Source organism: Arthrobacter sp. YAF34, assembly GCF_052113245.1.
Classification (GTDB): Bacteria; Actinomycetota; Actinomycetes; order Actinomycetales; family Micrococcaceae; genus Arthrobacter.
In genome coordinates, this window is sequence record NZ_JBFRCV010000008.1 from 1 (window position 1) to 23,039 (window position 23,039).

Sequence of the window (23,039 nt, forward strand, 5' to 3'; positions counted from 1 at the left end):
CACCCGCGACCACACCTGCCGCACCCCCTACTGCGACGCCCCCATCCGCCACCTGGACCACATCGTCCCCCACCACGCCGGCGGCCAAACCACCAGCACCAACGGCGCCGGCCTCTGCGAAGCCTGCAACCACACCAAAGAAACCCCCGACTGGAACACCAGGCCCCGCCCGGGACCCCGGCACACCCTCGAACTCACCACCCCCACCGGCCACACCTACCACTCCACCGCACCACCCCTACCCGGGACAGCGCTGCCCGGCCCACCGGTCCGCCCGGCAGCGGCAGAACCAGACAAGGAGACCCCCGAGCGGCGCGGCCTTCGGCGCCACGCCAAGACGCTCAAACGCAGCAAGCTCAAGGAAATGACTGCATCCTAGGTGCCGCGCATCCCGCTGCCTCAGGGATCCAGCCCGGAGCGCCCGCCGGCTCTACTGTGGCGCCGCTTCCTCGCTATACGGTGCGGCGCCGGTGACGACGTCGTTCGAGGCACTGTGGCACCATTCCGAAAACGAGCCCGGGTACAAGGCCGCAGAGTAGCCGGCGATCTCGAGGGCCGCGATTTCGTGGGCGGCCGTCACCCCGGATCCGCAGTACACGGCGGTGGGGACGCCGGCCCGGTAGCCGAGCCGCTCGAAGCGCTCCCGCAGCTCTGCCGGGGCCAGGAACGTCCCGTCGGCTTGAAGATTGCCCGTGGTGGGGGCACTCACGGCACCCGGAATGTGGCCTGCGCGGGGATCTACGGGTTCAATTTCGCCGCGGTACCGCTCGGCCGCCCGTGCGTCGAGAAGCAGTCCGCGCCGGCCCCAGGAAGCAGCCTGTCCGGCGTCGATTGCGGGCATGGCGCCCTTGGACAGGGTGACGTTCCCTGGCGCGGGCTGCTCGGATCCGGCGGCGAGCTCGAACCCGGCCGCGCGCCAGGCGCCCAAGCCGCCGTCGAGCAGCCGGACGGACCGGAATCCGGCGTTACGCAGCATCCACCACAGCCGGGCGGCAGCCATATTACCGCTATCGTCGTACGCCACCACAGCGTCGCCGTCATTGATGCCCCAGCGGCGCGCGGACGCCTGGAACTGCTCCGGGTCCGGCAACGGATGCCGTCCGCGGCTCGGTTCCGACGGTCCGGCGAGTTCGGCGGCGAGGTCCACGAAGACCGCGCCGGGGATATGTTCGCGCAGATAGTGGTCGTGACCGTGCGGGTCACCCAGCGCCCAGCGAACATCAAGGAGCACGGTGCGCTGCCCGGTTTGGCGGGCGCCGTCCAGTTGGTCTTTTAGGGCAGCAGCAGCGATGAGGGTGTCCATGCGCCCACTCTATCTTCGGCGCCCCGCCGCCCCCGGGTAGGCTGGAGCGGTGAACACCGCGCACCAGCAGAACCGGGCCTGGGCTGACGAGGCCGTCCGCCGGATCAATGCCGAAAACAACCGATCTGCCGACACCCACCTGTATTCGGTGCCGCTCCCCGCGCACTGGGGTGTGCAGCTGTACCTCAAGGATGAATCGACGCACCGCACGGGCAGCCTGAAGCACCGGCTGGCACGTTCGCTGTTCCTCTTTGGCCTCGTCAACGGGTGGATCCGGGAAGGCACCACGATCGTGGAGGCCTCCAGTGGCAGCACCGCCGTCTCCGAAGCCTATTTCGCCCAGCTCCTGGGCCTGCCGTTCATCGCAGTGATGACCCGGACCACCAGCCGGGAGAAGATTGCCCTGATTGAACAGTTCGGGGGCTCCTGCCATCTGGTGGACCATGCCTCCGAGGTCTACGAGGCGGCCGCGGACCTGGCGAGCAGCACCGGCGGGCACTACATGGACCAATTCACCTATGCCGAGCGGGCCACAGACTGGCGCGGGAACAACAACATCGCCGAGTCGATCTTCGGCCAGCTGGCGCTGGAGGAGCATCCGGTCCCCCGCTGGGTGGTGGTCGGCGCCGGCACCGGCGGGACCAGCGCAACGATCGGCCGCTATCTGCGCTACCAGCGCCACGAGACGAGGCTCGCCGTCGTTGATCCGGAAAATTCCGCCTTTTATCCGGGCTGGCTGGGCAGCCGGCCCGACGCCGGGTTCCCGGCTCGCGGGACCGCCGCTCGCGGGACCGCGGCGGCCGCCGGACTGCCGTCACGCATCGAGGGCATCGGCCGTCCGCGGATGGAGCCGAGTTTTGTGCCCGCCGTGATCGACCACATGATCCAGGTTCCCGACGCCGCGTCGGTGGCCGCCATGCGCCATCTGCGGCAGCATGCCGGGCTGCACGCCGGCCCGTCCACGGGCACGAACCTCTGGGGCGCATGGCAACTGATCGCGCAAATGATCGCCGAGGGCCAGCGGGGCAGTGTTGTCACGCTCATGTGCGACGCCGGCGACCGCTACGCCGGAAACTACTACAACGCGGACTGGCTAAACGCCCACGGCCTGGATCCCGAGCCCCACGAGGCCGTGCTGCGCGGATTCTTCGAAAGCGGCGTCTGGCCGGCCTGACTTGGCCGCAAAGGCTACACCTCCACGGAATCGCCACTGGAAAGGTGCCGGTAAGCAGTGCCGTACTTGGCCCCGATCCGGGTCACGTGCCCTTCCACCAGGCCGCGGCCCATCTCGTTGAGAAGCGCGTCGTGGACCGGGAACGCCTGCGGCGCGCGGACGCCGATCACAAAGTCCACCACCTCCCCCACCTTGTTCCAGGGCGCGTGGATGGGGACTAGCAGCGTCTGGACGTCGACGCCGTCGGGAATCGCGAAGGAGTCCCCCGGGTGGTAGACATTGCCGTCCACGAGGAAGCCGACGTTGGCCACCACGGGAATCAGCGGGTGGATGAGGGCATGTTGGCCGCCAAAGGTACGGACCGCGAAGCCGGCGGTTTCAAACTCCTCACCGGCGGCCGCCGCGTGGATGCGGCTTCCGGCGTCGGGCGCCTTGCTGTGGAGCGTGGCGGCCACCACCTCCGGGGCGAAAAGCTCAAGGTCCTTGTTGGACTGCAGCGCCGCGGCTACGGCGTCGACGTCCACGTGGTCGGCGTGCTCGTGGGTGATTAGCACCGCATGCGCTCCGGCCAGGGCCTGATCCGTCTCCGAGAACGTACCCGGATCAAACACCAGCACCCTGCCGTCCTTCTCGAGACGGACACAGGCATGCGTGAATTTGGTGAGCTTCATCCGGCCAGCCTAGGCACCAGCCGTCACGGTGTCCACGGCCCACTGCCGGCAACCTTGGACGCTGGTAATCTTGGACATTGCCACCACCCCTTAGCGAGTCCCATCCGAGAAACCTGAGCGAAGCGAGTTCCATGATGTCCCAGGGCGCCACCGCCGGCAGCAGCCGGATTCCGGCCTCGGCACCCGCCCCGGGCAGGGAGCAGCGCGTCACCAAACAGCGCCTCGCCGTCAGTGCCGCCTTGGACGATCTCGCGGACTTCGTCAGCACCCAGGAACTGCACCGCATCCTCCGTGAGCGTGGCACCACCGTGTCGCTCGCCACGTCGTATCGCATCCTGCAGTCCCTCGCCGACGAAGGACTGGTGGATGTCCTGCGGAACGCCGACGGCGAAGCGGTCTACCGGCGCTGTGCCGTCACGGGACACCACCATCACTTGCTGTGCCGCAACTGCGGCAAGGCCGTGGAAGTGGAAGCCCCTGCGGTCGAAGCCTGGGCGGCCCGGATCGCGAAGGAACACGGCTTCACCGCCGTGGAACACACCGTCGAAATCTTCGGCCTGTGCCCCGAATGCACGCAGTTGCAGGCCTGCCCCTAGCCGAGGCTGCGGAAATTCCCCAGCTTTAAGTTCGCGACGCCGGAATTGACCGGCGGGTCGCGGGGACCCGCCGGCGGCCGCCCCCAAACATGGGGAAGTTCTGCCGGCGATATTTCAGGCGCTTCGCAGGATCCGGCCGTTGATGCCCCGCTTCGCCCGGGCGCCGCCGATCACCCGGCAGGCGACGTAGATGAGGAACGACAACGTGGTCACATAGGGGCTGATCGGCAAACGGCCGCCGAGGGCCAGCAGGATGCCGCCCACGGTCGCCGTCATCGCGAAGACGATGCTCAAGGTGACCACCAGCCGTGGCGAGGACGTAACCCGCATGGCTGCCGCCGCCGGCGTGATCAGCAGGGCAAGAACCAGCAGGGCGCCCACAATCTGGATGGACAACGCCACGCTGATCCCCAGCAGCACCATGAACCCAAGGGCCAGTGCCCGCACCGGCACGCCGCGGGCACTGGCGACGTCGGGGTCCACGCTGGCGAAGGTCAGCGGCCGCCAGATGGCGACCAGCGCTGCCATCACCACGACGGCGGCGACGGCCAGGACCTGCAGCTGAACCGTTCCGACGGAGACGATCTGCCCGGTGAGGAGGCCGAACTTGTTCGCCGCCCGGCCCTCGTACAGGGACAGGAAGAGGATGCCCAGGCCCAGTCCGAACGGCATGATGACGCCGATGATCGAGTTCTTGTCCCGCGCACGGACCCCCATGACGCCCAGCACCACGGCAGCCAGCACCGATCCGGCCAGCGAGCCGAGGATGATGTTCGCGCCGATCAGCAGCGCGAACGCCGCCCCGGCAAAAGAGAGCTCGGAGATTCCGTGGACCGCGAAAGCCAGGTCGCGTTTCATCACGAAGGTGCCCATCAGGCCGCCCAGTAGCCCGAGGACAGCGCCGGCCCAGATCGAGTTCTGCACCAGGATCAGCAGGTCGCCGTAGTTTTCGAAATTGAAGATTGAGTGCAGCAGATTGCCCAGATCCACCTAGCCCACCTCTCCGGCGACAGAATGCGCGTCCTCGTGGTGGTGGGTGGTGGCATCCGGCAGGCCCACGACGATCAGCCGGCCGTTGGCCCGGATGACTTCCACACGGCTGCCGTACAAGTCGGAGAGCACCTCGGTGGTCATGACCTCGGCGGGCGTGCCCACCTGGAACCGTCCGCCGGCCAGGTAGAGGACCCGGTCCACGTAGTCCATGATCGGGTTGATCTCGTGCGTCACGAACACCACGGCACTGTCGGCCTCCCGGCATTGCCTGTCAATCAGGGCGCTGACGGCCTGCTGATGCTGGAGGTCCAGGGACAGCAACGGCTCGTCGCACAGCAAGACGTTGGGATCCGTGGCAAGCGCCTGGGCCACGCGCAGGCGCTGCTGCTCACCGCCGGACAGCTGCCCCACCGGCACTTTGGCGTAGTCGGTGGCGCCGACGAGTTCCAGGAGTTCGTCGACCTTGCGGTTCACCTTCGCGCCGCCAAGGCGGATGCCCCAGCGGTGGCCGTCGACGCCGAGGGCCACGAGGTCACGGGCGCGCAGGGGCGTATCCGGATCGAACGTCTTCTGCTGGGGCACGTAGCCGATCCGGCGGCTTCCCCGTTCAACGGGCCGGCCGTCGAGCACGGCCGTGCCGGTGCTCAGCTCCTGCAGCCCCAGCAGGACCTTCAGGAAGGTGGTCTTGCCGCTGCCGTTGGGGCCGAGCACAGCAAAGAATTCACCCGGGTTGATGTCCAGGTCCAGGCCCTCCCACAGCGTCCGTTTGCCGAAGGACAGGGATGCGCCGCGCAGGCTCACTACCGGTGTCAACTGAGGTTTCCTCGATTTTCCTGCGGAGACGGCCGCTCCCGCTGCTGAGATCATCCTAGGGCCTTGCTGATGCTCTCAATGTTTCCGGCCATCCACGGAACGTAGGACTGGCCGTCCGGGAGGGTCTCCCTGAAGTTCACCACCGGGACCCCCGCGGTCTGGGCAGCATTCTTCAGCGCCACCGTCTGTGGTCCCTCCGTCTGGGTATTGTAGGCCAGCAGCCGGACGCCGCGGGATGCGACGAGGTCGACGGCGGCCTTGAGCACGGCTGGCGGGACGTCGGCGTCTTCCTCGATCGCCGCCGTGTACGCGGCCGGGGTCTTGTTCTGGAGTCCGGCGTCCTCGAGCAGGTACAGCGGCACCGGCTCGGTGACGGCCACGGGCGCATGGCCGGTCGAGGCCTTGATGGCGGCGAGCTTGCCCTCCAGACCGCCCAGCGAATGCTTGAAGGCCGCCGCGTTGGTGCGGAACGTCTGCGCCGAGGCCGGTTCCAGCGCGCCCAGCTTGTTGGCGATGGCGTCCGCGAGGCGGGACATGGCCGGCAGGCTGTACCAGACGTGCTCGTTCAGGCCGGCATGGACGTGGGCGGAGGTGTCGGGGGCCGCCGAGGCGGGGCTTGCCGAGCCAGGGCTTGTCGGGGCGAGGCCCGAGACGTCCACGGCGTTGATGACGTTGCCGCGGTCCAGCCCGGTGTCGGCCGCGAGCGTGTCGATGAACGAGTCGTATCCCCCGCCGTTCTCCACCACGAGTTCCGCCTTGGCGACGGCCAGCTTGTCCTGCGTGCTGGCCTCGTAGGAGTGCGGGTCCTGGCTGGTGCGGTTGATGATCGAGCTGACCCGGACCTTGTCACCGCCGATGCTGTGGACGATGTCACCGTAAACGCTGGTGGATGCGACGACGTCGACGATCCCGTCTCCGGCGGCCCCCCGGAAGGTTCCCGCCGTCGGGCTGCAGGCCGTGAGCAGGAGACCCAAGCCGGCAACACCGGCCATCATGGCTCGGGCAGCGGGACGGCGCACGGAAAACCTCGGATCTGTTATTGAGAATCAGGAGCAATAGCAACACAGCGAGTGTATCCCTAAATAGGAATCATTCCTATTTAGGGATACACGCCGTGCTGCCCGCGCGCGAGTCGTGCCCTACTGGTCTTGGCCGAGCCTCCGGTAGCCGGTGGCCTGCGTCGCGTCCCGGATTTCGCCGACGAGCTGCTCGATCACGTCTTCGAGGAACAGGACGCCCTGGGTCAGCCCGTCCGGCCCGATCACGCGCGCCAGGTGCGAGCCCGTGCGCTGCATGACCGACATGGCCTTCTCAATTTCGTCGTCCATGGCGAGGTTCGCCAGGGACCGGATGCGGCTTTCGGCAATCGGCTGGTGGTACCCGGCGTCGGGGATGGACAGCACGTCCTTGATATGGAGGTAACCGGCCAGCATCCCGTCGTCATCGAGCATCGGGAAGCGCGAGAACCCGGTCCGGCTCACCGCCTTTTCGAATTCCGCCGGGGTGGTGGCCGCCTTGAGCATGACGAGTTTGTGCAGCGGGACCATCACATGGGACGCCGTGTGCTCAGAGAACTCCAGCGCGCCGGTGATGAGCCCGGCGTCGTCGTCCACCAGCCCGTGGCGGGTGGATTCCTGCACGATCGACTGCACCTCTTCGAGGGTGAAGGAGGACGTGACCTCGTCCTTCGGCTCGATCCGCAAGAGCTTCAGGATGTGGTTGGCGGACCAGTTCAGTGCCGCAATGACCGGTTTCACCATCCGTCCGATGAACATCAGCGGCGGCGCCAGCAGCAGGGCTGCCTTGTCCGCGACCGACACGGAGATGTTCTTCGGCACCATTTCGCCGAACGTGACATGCAGGAACGTCACCACCAGCAGGGCGATGACGAAGGCCACAATGTCCGCGGCCTGCATCGGGATGCCCGCCGCTTCCAGCGGGACGGCCAGGAGATGGTGGATGGCGGGTTCGGCGACCTGCAGGATCAGCAGTGAACAGACGGTGATGCCGAGTTGGGCGCAGGCGAGCATGAGGGAGACGTTTTCCATGGCCCGCAGCGTCGTCTGGGCGCGCTTGGAGCCGGCCTCGGCCAGCGGCTCGATCTGGCTCCGCCGGGCGGACATGACGGCGAATTCGGCCGCCACGAAGAAGGCGTTGCCGACCAGCAGGACGGCAAGCCACAGGATTCCTGCCCAGTCACTCATGCGGCACCGTCCTGGCCGGCAGGCTGGCCGTCGCCGGGAACCCGGGACGGCTTGAAGCAGATCCTGTCGATCCGCCGGCCGTCCATGCGGGTCACGCTGAGTGTCCCGCCGACGACGTCGACCTGATCGCCCACGGCCGCGATGCGGCCCAGCTGGCTCATGACGTAGCCGCCCACCGTTTCGTAGGACGCTTCGTCCGGCACCGTCAGGCCCGGGATCTGTTCGGAGAGCTCATCGGGCCGCAGCAGGCCGGGGAAATACCAGTCGCCCGAGGCGCTCTGGAGCAGCCCGGGCCGGACCTTGTCGTGTTCGTCGGCCACTTCCCCCACGATTTCCTCCACGAGGTCCTCCAAGGTGGTGACTCCGGCCGTTCCGCCGTATTCGTCCAGGACGACGGCGAGTTGCAGGTTACCCTCGCGCAGTTCGGCGAGGAGGGCGTCAAGGTGGATGGTCTCCGGCACGCGCAGCACATCGGTCATGATGGCGCCGGCCTCCAGCTTGGCGCGCCGGTCCGCGGGTACGGCGATGGCCTTCTTGATATGCACCACGCCACGGATGTCGTCGGAAGATTCGCCGATCACCGGGAAGCGCGAGTAGCCGGTGCGCTTGGCGGCCTCCACGATGTCGGAGACCGGCTGGTCGGCGTCGATGGTTTCGACCCGGATGCGGGGGGTCATGACGTCCGCTGCGGTCCGGCCCGAGAAATTCAGGGTCCGCGCGATGAAGTTGGCGGTGCCGGCGTCGAGCGTGCCCATGGCCGCGGAACGGCGCACGAGTGAGGCCAGCTCGGCCGGGGTGCGGGCGCCGGAGATTTCCTCCTTGGCCTCCAGGCCGAAGAGGTTCAGGACCTTGTTGGAGAAGCCATTCAGGACCACGATTGCGGGCTTGAAGATGGCGGTGAAGACCAGTTGCGGCCGGGCGACGGCCTTGCCAATCGGAAAGGACAGCGCGATGGCCATGTTCTTGGGCACCAGCTCGCCGATCACCATGGACAGCAGCGTCGCCAGTGCCATCGCGAGGACGAGCGACAGGGAAGCCGCCGCCGCGGCCGGGACGCCAAGCGCCATGAGGGGACCTTCGAGCAGTTTGCCGACGGACGGCTCCATGACGTAGCCGGTCAGCAGCGTGGTCATGGTGATGCCCAGCTGGCAGCTGGAGAGCTGGGTCGAGAGGGACTTCAGGCACTTGAGCAGGGGCTCGGCGGCGGTGTCGCCGGTATCGACGGCGCGCTGCACGGTGGCCTGGTCCAGGGCGACCAGGGAAAATTCAACGGCGACAAAGAACCCCGTGCCGAGAATGAGCAGCAGGCCCGCCGTGAGGAGTAGCCATTCCATATCAACAGCCTGCTTCCGGCGCGGCGGAGCACAGCCGGTGCCGCGGCAGGGGCTGCCGCAGGGTGGGTAATCGCTGGAAACCTCTGCCCGGCGGAGGATGGTCGGCGCTGGCCGACCCTAGGTCCTGGAAGGCTCCGGTGTGGCGTGAGGCAGGAGAATGATGGGCGCGTGAACGGGGTTTGCCGGCTCTGCGGGAGGACTGCGCGGCAACGGTTTCCGTTCTCCGCTGACAGCCCCCAGGCCGGCACCTAGATTTACTGTCCATAAGAGTTTCAGTCTACAGGAGCAGCCGCCGCCGGCCCTCCGACGTGCGGCGTCACCCGACGTGCGGCGTCACCAGCTCTGCGGGACGGGCCGGCCTTCCTCGTATCCGGCCGCGGACTGGATGCCGGCCACGGCACGTTCCCGGAACGCGGCGAGATCGGCGGCGCCGGCGTAGCTCATGGAGCTGCGCAGGCCAGCGGTGATCATGTCCAAAAGGTCCTCGACGCCGGGCCGGGCCGCGTCCACGTACATGCGGGACGTGGAGATGCCCTCCTCGAAGAGGGCCTTGCGGTCCTTCTCGAACGCGCCCTCGCGTTGGTTGCGGTTCTGCACCGCCCGGGCGGACGCCATGCCGAAGCTCTCCTTATACTGCCTGCCCGAGGCGTCGAGCTGCAGGTCCCCGGGGCTTTCGTGCGTGCCGGCAAACCAGGAGCCGATCATGACCTGGCTGGCACCGGCGGCCAGGGCGAGGGCGACGTCGCGCGGGTAGCGGACGCCGCCGTCGGCCCATACCCGGCCGCCGGCCTCCCGCGCCGCGGCGGAGCATTCCAGGACGGCGCTGAACTGCGGGCGGCCCACGGCCGTCATCATGCGCGTGGTGCACATGGCGCCGGGGCCGACGCCGACTTTGACGATGTCCGCCCCGGCCTCGATGAGCTCACGGGTTGCATCGCCGGTGACCACGTTGCCGGCAACCACGGGCACTCCAGGGTTGAGGCCCTTCACGGCGGCCAGGGCGTCGAACATCTTCTGCTGGTGGCCGTGCGCCGTATCAAGGACCAGCACGTTCACGCCGGCAGCCAGCAGCTCGGCGGCCCGCCCGGCGACATCGCCGTTGATCCCGACGGCGGCAGCCACCTTGAGCTTGCCGTCATCGTCCAGGGACGGGCGGTAGATCGTAGAGCGCAGGGCGCCCTTGCGGGTCAGCACACCGGCCAGCACTCCGTCCTGCTGCACGGGCGCGTAGTCGGTCCCGGCAGCGTCCATCGCCTCAAAGGCGCGGCGCAGCGCCTGCGCGGCATCCGCGGCCGAGCCGCCGTCGGGTAGCCCACCATTGAGCGTTGCCGCGTCCAGCACGAGCGGCTGGTGGCGGATGACGGAACCGAGCGAGGCGAATCGGTCCTGGCCCTCACAGTCGGCGGCACGCACCACCCCGGCGACCGCGCCGGTGGAGTCCACCACCACCACGGCCCCGTGCGGCCGCTTGCCCATCAGGTGGAGGGCGTCAATCACGGTGTCCGTCGGCGCCAGGGTCACCGGAGTCTCCAGCACTGAATGGCGGCCCTTGATCCAGGCCGTGACGTCGCGGATGACATTGAGCGGGACGTCCTGCGGCAGGACCCCCAGGCCGCCGCGGCGGGCCATGGTTTCGGCCATCCGCTTGCCGGTCACGGCCGTCATGTTGGCCGCCACGAGCGGAATCGCGGAGCCGGTGCCGTCGTCGGCCGCGAGATCCACGTCCAGGCGAGAGGTGACATCGGAACGCGACGGCACCAGGAACAGGTCGGAGTAGGTCAGATCGGTGGTGGGCTCATTGAGGAAACGCACGGCTGCTCCTTAGCTGGCGCCTTTGGCGCCAAACGGGTTCTCCTCCGATTCTAGGGCGCGCCGGCCCCTTCACGGCACCGCGTCCGGCACCGCGTCCGGGCCGTGTCCGGCAGCGGGTCCGGCACCGCGTCCGGGCCGTTTCTGCCCCGCAATTCGGCGGGAATTCGGCGGCTGCCGCGGCAGACCATGATTTGAGTCACGCTTATTGGCGGTTTGGCAAGAATCGTCACTAGACTGGCATGGGTCTGGGTTCACTGGACGCAGAGACTGGCTTGATCGTTGTGCCGAGGCACCGTGGAAGCCAGAGGGAATCAAACTCATGGAAGAGGCGTATTTCAAGTGCCAGAGCAGCCTAGCCACCGTCTACCAGAGGAATTTGGCGGAAACGAGTGGCTCGTTGACGAACTGTACGAGCGTTACCAGCAGGACAAGAACACGGTTGACTCCAAGTGGTGGCCCCTGTTCGAATCCTTTGCAGCCAGTGACGCCTCTTCCGCCAACGGAACGTCCGGCACAGCGACTGCTGTGCAACCTGCCACCCGTGAACTTCCCGTTGTAGCACCCGCCGCTCCGGCAGCACCCGCGCCGGCGGCCTCCGCGCCCGCCACGGCTGCGGCCGCAGCTCCCGCCCCGGCCCCCGCAGCCAAGAAAGCCCCGGCCACCGTCGCCCGGGACGGCTCCAAGACTTCCGACGCCGGCCCCGGCACGGCGCCGATCCCTGCGCAGCTGCCCAAGAACGTCAAGGCCCCGACGGCGCCCGAAGAGGACGTCGTCTCCGTCCTGCGCGGCCCGGCCAAGGCGATCGCGTCGAACATGGTCACGAGCCTGGAGGTGCCGACTGCCACGAGCGTCCGCGCCATTCCGGCCAAGCTCCTGATCGACAACCGCGTGGTGATCAACTCCAACCTGGCTCGCGCACGCGGCGGCAAGGTCTCCTTCACGCACCTGATCGGCTACGCCGTCATCCGCGCACTCTCCCAGTTCCCGTCGATGAACGTCTACTACGACGAGATCGACGGCAAGCCGGTGGCCATTCAGCCGGCGCACGTGAACTTCGGCATCGCGATCGACATGCCCAAGCCTGATGGCACCCGCCTGCTCATGGTGCCGAACATCAAGAAGGCGGAGACCCTCAACTTCTCCGAGTTCTGGCACACCTACGAGGACCTCATCAAGCGCGCCCGCAACGGCAAGCTGACCGCGGACGACCACTCCGGCACCACCGTGTCCCTGACCAACCCCGGCGGCATCGGCACCGTGCACTCGGTGCCCCGCCTGTCCAAGGGCCAGGCCGCCATCATCGGCGTCGGCGCACTGGACTACCCGGCAGAATTCCAGGGCGCCAGCGAGAAGATCATCGCGCAGAACGCCATCAGCAAGGTCCTGACGCTGACCTCCACCTATGACCACCGCGTCATCCAGGGTGCCGGCAGCGGCGAGTTCCTCAAGCTCGTGCACCAGCTCCTGCTCGGGGCGCAGAACTTCTACGACGAGATCTTCGAATCCTTGCGCATCCCCTACGAGCCCGTGCGCTGGAGCCCCGACCTTCAGGTGGACCCGGCGGACGAGATCAACAAGGTCGCCCGGATCCAGCAGCTGATCCACGCCTACCGTGTCCGCGGCCACCTCATGGCGGACACCGATCCGCTCGAGTACGTCCAGCGCAAGCACCCGGACCTCGACGTCCTCACTTACGGCCTGACCCTGTGGGACCTGGACCGCGAATGGCCCACCGGCGGCTTCGGCGGCAAGCCGATGCTGAAGTTCCGCGACATCCTCGGCGTCCTCCGCGACGCCTACTGCCGGACCGCCGGCATCGAATACATGCACATCCAGGACCCGGGCGAGCGCAAGTGGTTCCAGGACCAGATCGAGCACCCGTACTCCAAGCCGAGCCGTGACGAGCAGCTGCGCATCGTCTCCAAGCTCAACGCCGCGGAGGCCTTCGAGACCTTCCTGCAGACGAAGTTCGTCGGCCAGAAGCGCTTCTCCCTGGAAGGCGGCGAGTCCCTGATTCCGCTGCTGGATGCCATCATCTCCGACGCCGCCGACGACGAACTCGACGAAGTGGCGATCGGCATGGCCCACCGCGGCCGGCTCAACGTGCTGACCAACATCGCCGGCAAGACCTACGCCCAGGTCTTCCGCGAATTCGAGGGCACCCAGGACCCCCGTTCGGTCCAGGGCTCCGGAGACGTCAAGTACCACCTCGGCACCGAGGGCACATTCACGTCGGACAACGGCAAGGAGACCAAGGTCTACCTCGCCGCGAACCCGTCGCACCTCGAAGCCGTTGACTCTGTCCTCGAAGGCATCGTCCGCGCCAAGCAGGACCGCCTGGACCAGGGTGAGGCCTTCCCCGTGCTCCCGATCATGGTGCACGGCGATGCCGCCTTCGCCGGCCAGGGCGTGGTAGCCGAGACGCTCAACCTCTCGCAGCTGCGCGGCTACCGCACCGGCGGCACCATCCACATCGTGGTCAACAACCAGGTCGGCTTCACCACCGCCCCGTCCTCTTCGCGTTCCTCCACCTACTCCACGGACGTCGCCAAGATGATCCAGGCGCCGGTGTTCCACGTGAACGGCGATGACCCCGAAGCCGTGGTCCGCATCGGCCAGCTCGCCTACGAGTTCCGCCAGCGCTTCCACAAGGACGTTGTCATCGACATGGTGTGCTACCGCCGCCGCGGCCACAACGAGGGCGATGACCCCTCGATGACCCAGCCGCTGATGTACAACCTGATCGAAGCCAAGCGTTCGGTCCGCAAGCTGTACACCGAATCCCTGATCGGCCGCGGTGACATCACCGAGGAGGAAGCCGAGCAGCTGCTGCGCGACTACCAGGAGCGCCTCGAGCGCGTCTTCGCTGAAACGCACGCCGCCCAGACGTCCCCGATCCCGATCATCACGGCCGATTCGGCCGCGGTGTCCGATCTCGAACGCCCCATGGCCCAGCAGTCCGATTCCGGCGTCAGCGCCCCGGCCTCCACCGCGATCTCGGCGGAGACCCTGGCCCGGATCGGCAAGGCCCACACGGACATCCCCGACGGCTTCACGGTCCACGCCAAGCTCAAGCAGCTGCTGGAGAGGCGTGAGGCCATGTCCCGCGAAGGCGGCATCGACTGGGGCTTCGGCGAACTCGCCGCGTTCGGCTCCCTCATCATGGAAGGCGTTCCCGTCCGGCTCGCCGGCCAGGACTCGCGCCGCGGCACCTTCGTGCAGCGCCACGCCGTCTTCCACGACCGCGCCAACGGCGACGAATGGCTGCCGCTGGCCCACCTGTCCGAGGACCAGGCCAAGCTGTGGATCTACGACTCGCTGCTCTCCGAATACGCCGCCATGGGCTTCGAGTACGGCTACTCCGTGGAGCGTCCGGATGCCCTGGTGCTCTGGGAAGCGCAGTTCGGTGACTTCGTCAACGGTGCGCAGACCATCATCGATGAGTTCATCTCCTCCGCCGAGCAGAAGTGGGGCCAGCGCTCCTCGCTGGTTCTGATGCTCCCGCACGGCTACGAGGGCCAGGGCCCGGACCACTCCTCGGCCCGGATCGAACGCTTCCTCCAGATGTGCGCCGAAGAGAACATGATCGTGGCCAACCCCACGACGTCGGCCTCGCACTTCCACCTGCTGCGCCGCCAGGCCTACAGCAGGCCCCGCAAGCCGCTGATCATCTTCACGCCGAAGCAGCTGCTCCGGCTGAAGGCCGCGGCGTCCTCCGTGGAGGACTTCACCACCGGCTCGTTCCGCCCGGTCATCCCGGAACACGAGCAGCTGCAGGCGGACGCCGTCGAACGCGTGCTGCTGGTCTCCGGGCGCCTGTACTACGATCTGCTGTCCACCCGGCAAAAGACCGAGAACAAGACCACGGCGATCGTGCGCGTCGAGCAGCTCTACCCGCTGCCGGCCGCCGAGATCGCTGCCGAGCTGGCAAAGTACCCGAACGCCGAAGTGGTGTGGGCACAGGACGAGCCGGCCAACCAGGGTCCGTGGCCGTTCATCGGCCTGAACCTGCCTGATGCCCTGGACCGTCGCGTCCGCCTCATTTCGCGCCCCGCCTCGGCTTCCACCGCGGCAGGGTCGATGAAGCGCCACGCGGCAGAGCAGGACAGCCTGCTCAAGCAGGCATTCGCCCGTAAATAGCGGCACCGCTGCCCGGCCGGAGATTGAATCACAACACTCCGGCCGGGCAGTTCTGTTTAATGGACTGTTAGTGGTCAGCTTGATGGACAGCGTTGAAGTGAAGAGGTAGTCGTGGAAGATCGGAAGCTGCGGATCGCGGCCGTTGGGGACGAGCTGTTGGCCGGGCTCGGTGATCCGCGCGCCCTGGGCTGGCTCGGGCGGGTCCTGGCCCGCACGCCGCAGGACGCCGTCGCCCTGGAGTGCTACTCCCTGCCATGCCCGGAGGAGGGCACCGAGGGACTTGCCGCGCGCTGGCTCGAGGAGGCGGGCCGCCGGTTCGGCAACCACCACGAGAACCGCCTGGTCATCGGCCTGTCCGGGCGCGACATCGAGTTCGGCCTGTCCACGGCCCGCAGCCGGCTGAACCTCGCCAACATCCTGGACTCCGCATCGCAGAACAAGATCGAGGTCTTCGTGGTGGGCCCGCCGCCCACGCTTGACCCCACCCAGAACCGCAGGCTCGGCGAACTCAACACGGCATTCGCCGATGTCACCACGCGCCGGAAGCACCTCTATGTGGACACGTTCTCGCCGCTCCTGAACCACGAGCAGTGGCGCCAGGACCTCGCGGCCAACGGCGGCACCCCCGGCCAGGCGGGATACGGCCTGATGGCCTGGCTCGTGCTGCACCGCGGGTGGTTCCAGTGGCTCGGGCTGGACGCCCCGGAGTAACCCGCCGCCCGGGCCCCGCCCGGACAGAGGTGCCGCAAAACTGCGTTCCCGCCAGTAATCGCGATATATCTTGACTGGAATCCGGGCGCGATATATCGTGACTTTGTAGTCGCGATATATCGTTAGTTGCCCAGCAGTCTTTCGCCCTTCCGGAGGAACCATGTCAGAGAACACGTGGACCGTGACCGGTCCGCAGACCATCGACGTCGACGGCGTCCGCTCGCTCAAGCTCGGCATTGTCCGGGGCCGGTTCGATATCGTCACCCATGACGAGGACGTGGCCCGGGTCGAAGTCTCCGAAATCAACGGCGACCCGCTGTCGGTCTCGGTCATCGACGGCCGGCTGGAAGTCCGGCACCAGCTCCACGGCGCGCAGGGCTGGTTCAAGAACCTGATGGGGACGGTCAACAACAACAGCAGCAACTCGGTGGTCATCAGCATCGCTCTGCCGGCCGGCGTGGAGGTGGAAGCCGGCACCGTGAGCGGCGACGGCATGGTCTCCGGGATCAGCGGGCACGCCAGGCTCAACACAGTCTCGGGGTCGGTGCTCGCCGACGGAACCTCGGGCGACCTGTCGGTCAATACCGTCAGCGGCGAGGTAATCGCCCGGAACCATAGCGGAGTCCTGACCGCCAAGAGCGTCTCCGGCGAGGTGACGGCGTCGGGCGACTTCAGCCACATTCGCGCGAACACCGTCAGCGGCGACCTGAACTTCGACCTGTACGGCTTCACGCAGGATTTCGGCGCCAACTCGGTCTCCGGCGACGTCACCATCCGGGTGCCGCATGACGTCGGGGTGGACATCATCGCCAAATCCGCCAGCGGCGCGGTGGTCATTGACAACCAGAAGTATGCCCAGCCCGGCGGCGCGGTGCAGACCATCGCGGGCCCGGACACCAAGCTGATGCTCGTCCGGACCAACTCGGTCTCGGGCAAGACGTCAATCTTCCACGGCCAGCCCGCCCCGGACACCGAAACGGGATTCTGATGCCTCCCGTCTTCGCCCACGGTGCGCTCCGGCTGTACCTGCTCGCCCTGCTCGAATCGGGCCCCAAGCACGGCTACGAGCTCATCAAGGCCCTCAGTGAGCGGTTCGGCGGCACCTACTCCCCCAGCGCAGGAACCATCTATCCCCGCCTGGGCAAGCTCGAGGAGGAAGGGCTCGTGGCCACCCACACGGAGGGCCGCCGCACCAACTACAGCATCACCCCGGCGGGACTCACGGAGCTGAACAGCAGGCGGGACGAACTCGCCGGCGTCGAGAACGACATTTCAGCCTCGGTCCGCCGGCTTGCCGACAACCTGCGCCAGGACATCCGGGTCAACATGCGCGGCCTCCGGGCCGATCTTGCGGCCACCGCGGAAGCCGCGCGCACGTCGGCCCGCGCCGCGGGGTCAGCCGGCGCCGCCGGCGGCCAGCGCTACTCCGTCGAGGGCGAACGGCGGCTGAAGGAGGCGGAAATGCTCGTCCAGGCGTTCCGCGACGACATGCGGGTGGAACTCAGGCGCCACGCCGGCAGCCGCCCCGTCACCGCTGTCACACTGGAAACGGTCAGGACAGTGCTGGACCAGGCCCGGATCTCGATCCGCAACTCACTCGAGCGCTGAACTCCCCCGCTGCTGCCGCCGGTTCGCGGCGGGTGCCCCAATGTGGGAGACTTGAGGGCAGCTCTTTTGAGTACCAAAAATTAAGGAGGCCAGCTATGAGCAAGCGTGCACGTAAACGTCGTGACCGTAAGCGTGGCGGCGCGAACCACGGTAAGCGCCCCAACGCCTAAGCTACGGCTAGGATTGACAGCTTTAAGCGAAAGACCCCGGAAACCTCACGGTTCCGGGGTCTTTCGCTTTTGTTCCGGGTCCTTCGCTGCGGCTCAGGCTTCCACAGTCCGGATGGAGTGGATCCGGTCCAGGATGGAGTTCTTGAGGTTCTCCGGAGCCGCTTCGGTGCACGAACGCTTGACCATCACGCGGATGACACATTCGAGGTCGTACTGCTCCAGGCACTCCGGGCAACTGTCCAGGTGGTCCTTGATCTCTGCGATGTCTTGGTGCGTGAGCGCACCGTCCAGATATTCATAGATACGTTGCATCCGGGCGTCGTCGCAATCGCCCAGTCCCTGGCAGTCGCTCATTTCCTGTTCTCCTGTTTGTTGCTGTCGGCCGCGGCGCCTGACTCGGTGGCGGCCCTGAATCCCCGCTCCGCGGCGTAATCGGCAAGCATGTCCCGGAGCATCTTCCGGCCACGGTGCAGCCGGGACATGACGGTCCCGATGGGGGTGTTCATGATGTCTGAAATTTCCTTGTAAGCGAAGCCTTCGACGTCGGCGAAGTACACCGCCAGCCGGAACTCCTCCGGAATCGACTGCAGCGCGCGCTTCACGTCCGAATCGGGCAGGTGGTCGAGGGCCTCGGCCTCCGCCGACCGCAACCCGGACGACGTATGCGACTCGGCGCGGGCAAGCTGCCAGTCCTCGATCGTGTCCGAATTCGACTGCAGCGGCTCGCGCTGACGCTTCCGGTACAGGTTGATGTACGTGTTGGTGAGAATGCGGTACAGCCAGGCCTTCAGGTTGGTGCCGGGCTTGTACTGGTGGAACGCGGAAAACGCCTTTGTGTATGCCTCCTGGACCAGATCCTCGGCGTCCGACGGATTCCGGGCCATCCTCATGGCCGCGGAATACAGCTGGTCCACGTACTGCATCGCGTCGCGTTCAAAACGCAACCGGCGCTGTTCCGCTGACTCGGTGGAGACGTCCAGCGGCTTGCCGTCCACCTCGGTTTCCAGAGCGGCGGCCGTGCCGGGCTCAGGTGTTGGGGTGGGAGTGGCGTCGTTTCCGGCAACCTCGTGCATGGCCGCAACGGCCGGGTCCATGGTGCTCATTGCCTTCAAGTCTACTGTCCTCTTCCGCCGGGCAACCGGAACGTCCGGAAGCGCGAGGGTCCACGGTTGCCCGGAACCGGCTTGCAGTCCCGTCCTGTCCAGCACCTGCGTCAAATCTCCACCTTCCCTAGCCCGCTCGAATCTGCCTTTCACAACGGCGTCGGGCGGGCAAATATTCCGCAAAAGTGCAAGACTAGAACCGGTTCTCCCGCAATGAATCCGCGGCTCGTCCATCCAGGAGGAAATTCATGTCGTTTGTCCGCTTTCTCGCCCGGCCCATGCTCGCCTCCAGTTTCGTCCTCGCCGGCATAGACAAGCTAAAGAATGCGGATGACACCGCGGCACAGTTGTCCCCGCTGCTGCGGCGCACGGCCGACGCCCTGCCGTTCCAGACCAATGAAAAAGTCCTGGCCCGCGTGATCGGCGGCACCCAGATCGGCGCCGGCGTCTGTTTCGCCCTCGGCAAGTCCGCCCGCCTGGCAGCCACCATCCTGGCCGTCATTTCGGCCCTGAACGGTTACGTTGAATGGCGCAGCGCGGACATTTCCTCCAAGGAAGCCCGCGACGCCCGCCGCAAGCAGCTCCTGAAAAACGTGTCCCTGACCGGCGGCGTGCTGCTGGCCGCCGTCGACACCGCCGGCAAGCCCAGCCTGGCCTGGCGCGCCGGGCACCTCGCCGCCGACGCCCGCAAGAGCGCTGGGCACCTCGCCGCCGACGCCCGGAAGACCACCAACAAGAAGCTGAAGAAGGCCGACAAGGTTGTCCGCAGGGCCGCAGACCGCGCAGCCGGAGCCTAGAGCGGCAATGACTCGCGTCACCCCCTCAGCAACTGCTCCTGCACGACCGGCCGGCGGCGGCCCGCACTGGCCTGCGCCGTTCGCCGCGAGGCCGGTCGACGCGACCGTCACCGTTCCGGGGTCTAAATCCCTGACCAACCGGTACCTCGTGCTCGCCGCCCTCGCCGACGGTCCGTCCCGCCTGCGGGCACCGCTGCACTCCCGCGATTCCGCGCTGATGATTGAGGCCCTGCGGCAGTTGGGCGCCACCGTCACGGAGGTTCCCGGCGACGGCGCTTTTGGCCCCGACCTCGAAATCCTCCCGATCAGCATGGACGCCGCCGCCGCGGACACAGCAATCGACTGCGGCCTCGCCGGCACGGTCATGCGGTTTGTGCCTCCCGTGGCCGCTCTGGTTCGCGGCGCGTCCCGCTTCGACGGCGACCCGCACGCCCGCAAGCGTCCGATGGGCACCATCATTGAGGCCCTGGCGGGCCTGGGCGTGGCGGTCAGCGCGCCCGACGGCGGGCCGGCGTCGTCCCTGCCGTTCACCGTACACGGCACCGGAGACGTCCGCGGCGGCCACCTCATCATCGACGCCAGCGCGTCATCACAGTTCGTCTCCGCCCTGCTGCTGGCCGGCGCCCGCTTCACCGAGGGGCTCCATCTCGAGCACGTCGGAAAGCCCGTGCCAAGCCTGGACCACATCAACATGACGGTGGCCGTGCTGCGCGGCGTCGGCGTGGTGGTCGATGACTCGGTGCCGAACCACTGGGTTGTCTCCCCCGGCCCGATCCGTGCCTTCGACCAGCGGATCGAGCAGGACCTCTCGAACGCCGGCCCCTTCCTCGCGGCGGCCCTCGCTACCGGCGGCACCGTGCGGATCCCCAACTGGCCGGCCGGGACCACGCAGGTCGGCGACCTGTGGCGCGGCATCCTGGCGGCCATGGGCGCGACCGTGACGCTCGACGGCGGCACCCTGACCGTCAGCGGCGGCCCCGAGATCAGGGGCGGCGACTTCGACGAGACCAGCGAGCTCGCCCCCACCGTCGCGGCGCTCTGCGCCCTGGCCACCGGCCCCTCGCGGCTGAGCGGCATCGCCCACCTCCGAGGCCACGAAACGGACCGGCTCGCCGCGCTCGTCGCGGAAATCACCCGCCTCGGCGGCGACGCCGAAGAGACAGCGGACGGACTCATCATCCGCCCGGCGCGGCTGCACGGTGGCGTCGTGCACAGCTACGCGGACCACCGGATGGCCACCGCCGGCGCGATCCTGGGCCTCGCCGTGCCCGGCGTCGAAGTCGAAGACATCGGGACCACCGCCAAGACCATGCCCGGCTTCCCGCAGCTCTGGGAAGCCATGCTGGCCCAGGGCACCCCCACCAACGAGGACACCGCCGGTGGCACGCAGCACTGATTCCTGGGACGAGTCCGATGTCCGGATCCGTCCCAACAAAAAGGGCTCACGGCCCCGCACCAAGGACCGGCCCAGCCACGACGACGCCGTCACCGGACGCATCATCACGGTCGACCGCGGACGCTACACCGCCGTCGTCGGCGAAGGCACCGCCGACGAACGCAAGATCATCGCGGCGCGGGCACGGGAGCTCCGCCGCAATCCCGTGGTGGCCGGGGACTTCGTCTCCCTGGTCGGGGACGTCAGCGGCGAACCCGACACCCTTGCCCGGCTCGTCAAGATCCAGGACCGCAAGACGCTGCTACGCCGCAGTGCCGATGACACAGACCCGATCGAACGCGCCGTCGTGGCCAACGCCGACCAGCTCGTTGTGGTGGTCGCCGCGGCCAATCCCGAGCCCCGGACCGGTTTCATCGACCGCGCACTGGTGGCCGCGTACGACGCCGGCATTTCGCCGCTGCTCCTGGTGACCAAGGCCGACGTGAAGGATCCCGCCGAGCTGCTCTCCAACTACACGCACCTGGACTTCCCCGTCATCATCTCCAAGACGGCCGACTCCGCAGCGTCCGGCATCGACGCCCGCTCCGATGACGGGCTTTCCGCCCGGCTGGACAAGGACGCGGTGTCCCAGCTCCGCAGCTACCTCGACGGGAAGGTCACCGTCATGCTCGGCCATTCCGGCGTGGGCAAGTCCACCATGGTCAATGCCCTGACCGGGGCCGAACGTGCCACCGGCGGCGTCAACGCGGTGACCGGCCGCGGGCGCCACACGTCTTCCTCCGCGCTGGCGCTCAAGGTCAACGATGCCCCGGCCGGCAGCTGGATCATCGACACCCCCGGCATCCGGTCCTTCGGACTGGCCCATGTGGACCCGGACCGGATCCTGCGCTCCTTCCCGGATCTGGAACCGGGCACCGACGATTGCGAACGCGGCTGCAAGCACGACGCCACCGCCGTCAACTGCGGCGTCGACGCCTGGGTTGCGGCCGGGCACGCTGGCGCGTCGGGGCCTGCACGGCTGGCCTCCCTGCGCCGGCTGCTGGGCACGGACCCCCGTCAGGAAGCCCAGGAAACCAAGGAACTGGGCACCGTGTCCTGAGCGGCGCCGCTTCCCGGCCCGCGGCGCAGCGCCGCGGCCTCCCGGCTGGAGGCCCGCTTTCCCGGTAGTTTGGAACCATGAGCCAATCCGCTTCGAGCTACAACGATGACCTGCGCCTTGCCCATGTCCTGGCAGATTCCGTCGATTCCCAGACCATGAGCCGTTTCAAGGCGCTCGACCTTCGGATCGAAACGAAGCCCGACCTCACCCCGGTCACCGATGCCGACAAGTCCGCCGAAGAGGCCATCCGCGGCCAGCTCTCCCGGTCCCGTCCACGCGACGCCGTCCTGGGCGAGGAATTCGGCAGCTCGGGTCACGGCTCCCGCCGCTGGATCATTGACCCGATCGACGGCACCAAAAACTTTGTCCGCGGCGTCCCGGTCTGGGCCACCCTGATTGCCCTCGTTGACGAGGGCGAGCCGGTGGTCGGCGTCGTCAGCGCCCCTGCTCTGGGCAAGCGCTGGTGGGCGGCCAAGGGCTCCGGCGCCTACACGGGCCGCTCGCTGGCCGCGGCCACCCGGCTGAAGGTCTCCAACGTCTCCAAGCTTGAGGACGCCTCGCTGTCCTATTCCAGCCTCGGCGGTTGGAAGCAGCGCGGGAACCTGGACGAGTTCCTGGGCCTCACCGAGGAGGTGTGGCGCACCCGCGCCTACGGCGACTTCTGGTCATACTGCCTCGTGGCAGAGGGTGCGGTGGACATCGCTTGCGAGCCCGAACTCAACCTCTACGACATGGCCGCCCTGGTGCCGATCGTCACTGAAGCCGGCGGCCGGTTCACCTCGCTCGAGGGCGAGGACGGACCCTTCGGCGGTAACGCGCTGGCCACCAACTCGATCCTCCACTCGGAAGTGCTCAAGCGGCTCAACCCCGGACTCGACGACCTCCTCTAGGTGCGCGCTGCAGGTGCGCGCGTTCCGCGCGCGTAACAATCCGCTTCACATTCGGGGACTGCCTTCTCCCCGCCGGCGCGGATGTCCTACGCTCGATGCAGGTCACGAGTGCCAGCGCTAAACCCCGGTTTGCTGGCCGGCAACCCTCCAGACGCGGCGGGGTGCCCCGGGTGACGACCTGGCCGGTCCGGAACGGACACGGCAAGCGCGGATTCCCACGAGGGG

The 23,039-nt window shown here is 67.6% G+C and carries 22 protein-coding genes and 1 riboswitch; of the genes, 12 read left to right on the top strand and 10 right to left on the bottom strand.

Features of this window, described 5'->3' with window-relative positions; all coding sequences use genetic code 11:
• The coding region (locus AB4Y72_RS11115) for an HNH endonuclease (RefSeq protein WP_441426225.1) at positions 1-379 on the top strand (379 nt) is incomplete at its 5' end.
• 51 nt (positions 380-430) lie between these two features.
• Here the strand turns inward: AB4Y72_RS11115 and AB4Y72_RS11120 are convergent.
• Complete coding sequence (locus AB4Y72_RS11120; protein ID WP_441426226.1) at positions 431-1,303, bottom strand: sulfurtransferase; 873 nt, start codon at positions 1,301-1,303, stop codon at positions 431-433.
• Positions 1,304-1,352: 49 nt separating this feature from the next.
• Here AB4Y72_RS11120 and AB4Y72_RS11125 point away from each other — a divergent pair, with 49 nt between their 5' ends.
• Positions 1,353-2,477: a PLP-dependent cysteine synthase family protein gene (locus tag AB4Y72_RS11125; RefSeq protein WP_441426227.1), complete on the top strand. Its 1,125-nt coding sequence runs from the start codon at positions 1,353-1,355 to the stop codon at positions 2,475-2,477.
• Between the two features lie 14 nt (positions 2,478-2,491).
• On the opposite strand, the gene AB4Y72_RS11130 is transcribed toward AB4Y72_RS11125, so the two are convergent.
• On the bottom strand, positions 2,492-3,148 hold the full coding sequence (locus AB4Y72_RS11130; RefSeq protein ID WP_441426228.1) for an MBL fold metallo-hydrolase: 657 nt from the start codon (positions 3,146-3,148) through the stop codon (positions 2,492-2,494).
• Between the two features lie 134 nt (positions 3,149-3,282).
• Here AB4Y72_RS11130 and AB4Y72_RS11135 point away from each other — a divergent pair, with 134 nt between their 5' ends.
• The gene (locus AB4Y72_RS11135; RefSeq protein ID WP_441426403.1) at positions 3,283-3,744 is read left to right on the top strand and encodes a Fur family transcriptional regulator; all 462 of its coding nucleotides are present in this window, start codon (positions 3,283-3,285) and stop codon (positions 3,742-3,744) included.
• A 114-nt stretch (positions 3,745-3,858) separates the two neighbouring features.
• Here AB4Y72_RS11135 and AB4Y72_RS11140 read toward each other — a convergent pair whose 3' ends face one another.
• The 6 genes from AB4Y72_RS11140 to AB4Y72_RS11165 form a co-directional block, all read right to left on the bottom strand.
• Positions 3,859-4,734, bottom strand: coding sequence for a metal ABC transporter permease (locus AB4Y72_RS11140; protein WP_441426229.1), 876 nt, complete (start codon positions 4,732-4,734; stop codon positions 3,859-3,861).
• On the bottom strand, positions 4,735-5,550 hold the full coding sequence (locus tag AB4Y72_RS11145) for a metal ABC transporter ATP-binding protein (protein WP_441426230.1): 816 nt from the start codon (positions 5,548-5,550) through the stop codon (positions 4,735-4,737).
• 50 nt (positions 5,551-5,600) lie between these two features.
• Positions 5,601-6,569 carry a metal ABC transporter solute-binding protein, Zn/Mn family gene (locus AB4Y72_RS11150; RefSeq protein ID WP_441426231.1) on the bottom strand — a complete coding sequence of 323 codons (969 nt, stop codon included), beginning with the start codon at positions 6,567-6,569 and terminating at the stop codon, positions 5,601-5,603.
• Positions 6,570-6,689: 120 nt separating this feature from the next.
• Positions 6,690-7,754: a hemolysin family protein gene (locus tag AB4Y72_RS11155; protein ID WP_441426232.1), complete on the bottom strand. Its 1,065-nt coding sequence runs from the start codon at positions 7,752-7,754 to the stop codon at positions 6,690-6,692.
• Entirely contained in the window at positions 7,751-9,088 is a 1,338-nt protein-coding gene (locus tag AB4Y72_RS11160; RefSeq protein WP_441426233.1) for a hemolysin family protein, read from the bottom strand. The genes AB4Y72_RS11155 and AB4Y72_RS11160 overlap by 4 nt, the downstream gene beginning before the upstream one ends.
• Before the next feature lie 333 nt (positions 9,089-9,421).
• On the bottom strand, positions 9,422-10,900 hold the full coding sequence (locus tag AB4Y72_RS11165; RefSeq protein ID WP_441426234.1) for a GuaB1 family IMP dehydrogenase-related protein: 1,479 nt from the start codon (positions 10,898-10,900) through the stop codon (positions 9,422-9,424).
• 339 nt (positions 10,901-11,239) lie between these two features.
• On the opposite strand from AB4Y72_RS11165, the gene AB4Y72_RS11170 reads away from it, so the two are divergent.
• The 5 genes from AB4Y72_RS11170 (at position 11,240) to AB4Y72_RS11190 (ending at position 17,529) form a co-directional block, all read left to right on the top strand.
• Positions 11,240-15,040, top strand: coding sequence for a multifunctional oxoglutarate decarboxylase/oxoglutarate dehydrogenase thiamine pyrophosphate-binding subunit/dihydrolipoyllysine-residue succinyltransferase subunit (locus AB4Y72_RS11170; protein WP_441426235.1), 3,801 nt, complete (start codon positions 11,240-11,242; stop codon positions 15,038-15,040).
• A gap of 111 nt (positions 15,041-15,151) precedes the next feature.
• The gene (locus tag AB4Y72_RS11175; protein WP_441426236.1) at positions 15,152-15,751 is read left to right on the top strand and encodes a GDSL-type esterase/lipase family protein; all 600 of its coding nucleotides are present in this window, start codon (positions 15,152-15,154) and stop codon (positions 15,749-15,751) included.
• A gap of 160 nt (positions 15,752-15,911) precedes the next feature.
• Positions 15,912-16,739: a DUF4097 family beta strand repeat-containing protein gene (locus AB4Y72_RS11180; protein ID WP_441426237.1), complete on the top strand. Its 828-nt coding sequence runs from the start codon at positions 15,912-15,914 to the stop codon at positions 16,737-16,739.
• Positions 16,739-17,359 carry a PadR family transcriptional regulator gene (locus tag AB4Y72_RS11185; protein WP_441426238.1) on the top strand — a complete coding sequence of 207 codons (621 nt, stop codon included), beginning with the start codon at positions 16,739-16,741 and terminating at the stop codon, positions 17,357-17,359. The genes AB4Y72_RS11180 and AB4Y72_RS11185 overlap by 1 nt, the downstream gene beginning before the upstream one ends.
• Positions 17,360-17,454: 95 nt before the next feature.
• Positions 17,455-17,529 (top strand): 50S ribosomal protein bL37, encoded by a 75-nt coding sequence (locus AB4Y72_RS11190; RefSeq protein ID WP_104061284.1) that lies wholly within the window; start codon positions 17,455-17,457, stop codon positions 17,527-17,529.
• Positions 17,530-17,622: 93 nt separating this feature from the next.
• On the opposite strand, the gene rsrA is transcribed toward AB4Y72_RS11190, so the two are convergent.
• A complete protein-coding gene (gene rsrA, locus AB4Y72_RS11195; RefSeq protein ID WP_120950735.1) occupies positions 17,623-17,883 on the bottom strand; it encodes a mycothiol system anti-sigma-R factor in 261 nt (86 codons plus the stop codon).
• On the bottom strand, positions 17,880-18,632 hold the full coding sequence (locus tag AB4Y72_RS11200) for a sigma-70 family RNA polymerase sigma factor (RefSeq protein ID WP_441426239.1): 753 nt from the start codon (positions 18,630-18,632) through the stop codon (positions 17,880-17,882). The genes rsrA and AB4Y72_RS11200 overlap by 4 nt, the downstream gene beginning before the upstream one ends.
• Before the next feature lie 248 nt (positions 18,633-18,880).
• On the opposite strand from AB4Y72_RS11200, the gene AB4Y72_RS11205 reads away from it, so the two are divergent.
• The 4 genes from AB4Y72_RS11205 (at position 18,881) to hisN (ending at position 22,814) form a co-directional block, all read left to right on the top strand.
• Positions 18,881-19,429, top strand: coding sequence for a DoxX family protein (locus AB4Y72_RS11205; protein ID WP_441426240.1), 549 nt, complete (start codon positions 18,881-18,883; stop codon positions 19,427-19,429).
• A 7-nt stretch (positions 19,430-19,436) separates the two neighbouring features.
• On the top strand, positions 19,437-20,825 hold the full coding sequence (gene aroA, locus AB4Y72_RS11210) for a 3-phosphoshikimate 1-carboxyvinyltransferase (protein ID WP_441426241.1): 1,389 nt from the start codon (positions 19,437-19,439) through the stop codon (positions 20,823-20,825).
• A complete protein-coding gene (rsgA, locus tag AB4Y72_RS11215; protein ID WP_441426242.1) occupies positions 20,809-21,924 on the top strand; it encodes a ribosome small subunit-dependent GTPase A in 1,116 nt (371 codons plus the stop codon). The genes aroA and rsgA overlap by 17 nt, the downstream gene beginning before the upstream one ends.
• A 77-nt stretch (positions 21,925-22,001) precedes the next feature.
• The gene (hisN, locus tag AB4Y72_RS11220; protein WP_441426243.1) at positions 22,002-22,814 is read left to right on the top strand and encodes a histidinol-phosphatase; all 813 of its coding nucleotides are present in this window, start codon (positions 22,002-22,004) and stop codon (positions 22,812-22,814) included.
• A gap of 100 nt (positions 22,815-22,914) precedes the next feature.
• Positions 22,915-23,028: riboswitch (SAM riboswitch) on the top strand.
• Positions 23,029-23,039 lie beyond the last annotated feature (11 nt).

What these genes read in the sequence shown, in the direction of transcription:
- AB4Y72_RS11120 (WP_441426226.1), bottom strand. Translation starts at nt 1,303, where the DNA reads ATGGACACCCTCATCGCTGCTGCTGCCCTAAAAGACCAACTGGACGGC.
- AB4Y72_RS11130 (WP_441426228.1), bottom strand. Translation starts at nt 3,148, where the DNA reads ATGAAGCTCACCAAATTCACGCATGCCTGTGTCCGTCTCGAGAAGGAC.
- AB4Y72_RS11135 (WP_441426403.1), top strand. Translation starts at nt 3,283, where the DNA reads ATGTCCCAGGGCGCCACCGCCGGCAGCAGCCGGATTCCGGCCTCGGCA.
- AB4Y72_RS11155 (WP_441426232.1), bottom strand. Translation starts at nt 7,754, where the DNA reads ATGAGTGACTGGGCAGGAATCCTGTGGCTTGCCGTCCTGCTGGTCGGC.
- AB4Y72_RS11160 (WP_441426233.1), bottom strand. Translation starts at nt 9,088, where the DNA reads ATGGAATGGCTACTCCTCACGGCGGGCCTGCTGCTCATTCTCGGCACG.
- AB4Y72_RS11180 (WP_441426237.1), top strand. Translation starts at nt 15,912, where the DNA reads ATGTCAGAGAACACGTGGACCGTGACCGGTCCGCAGACCATCGACGTC.
- AB4Y72_RS11185 (WP_441426238.1), top strand. Translation starts at nt 16,739, where the DNA reads ATGCCTCCCGTCTTCGCCCACGGTGCGCTCCGGCTGTACCTGCTCGCC.
- rsrA (WP_120950735.1), bottom strand. Translation starts at nt 17,883, where the DNA reads ATGAGCGACTGCCAGGGACTGGGCGATTGCGACGACGCCCGGATGCAA.
- AB4Y72_RS11200 (WP_441426239.1), bottom strand. Translation starts at nt 18,632, where the DNA reads ATGAGCACCATGGACCCGGCCGTTGCGGCCATGCACGAGGTTGCCGGA.
- AB4Y72_RS11205 (WP_441426240.1), top strand. Translation starts at nt 18,881, where the DNA reads ATGTCGTTTGTCCGCTTTCTCGCCCGGCCCATGCTCGCCTCCAGTTTC.
- aroA (WP_441426241.1), top strand. Translation starts at nt 19,437, where the DNA reads ATGACTCGCGTCACCCCCTCAGCAACTGCTCCTGCACGACCGGCCGGC.
- hisN (WP_441426243.1), top strand. Translation starts at nt 22,002, where the DNA reads ATGAGCCAATCCGCTTCGAGCTACAACGATGACCTGCGCCTTGCCCAT.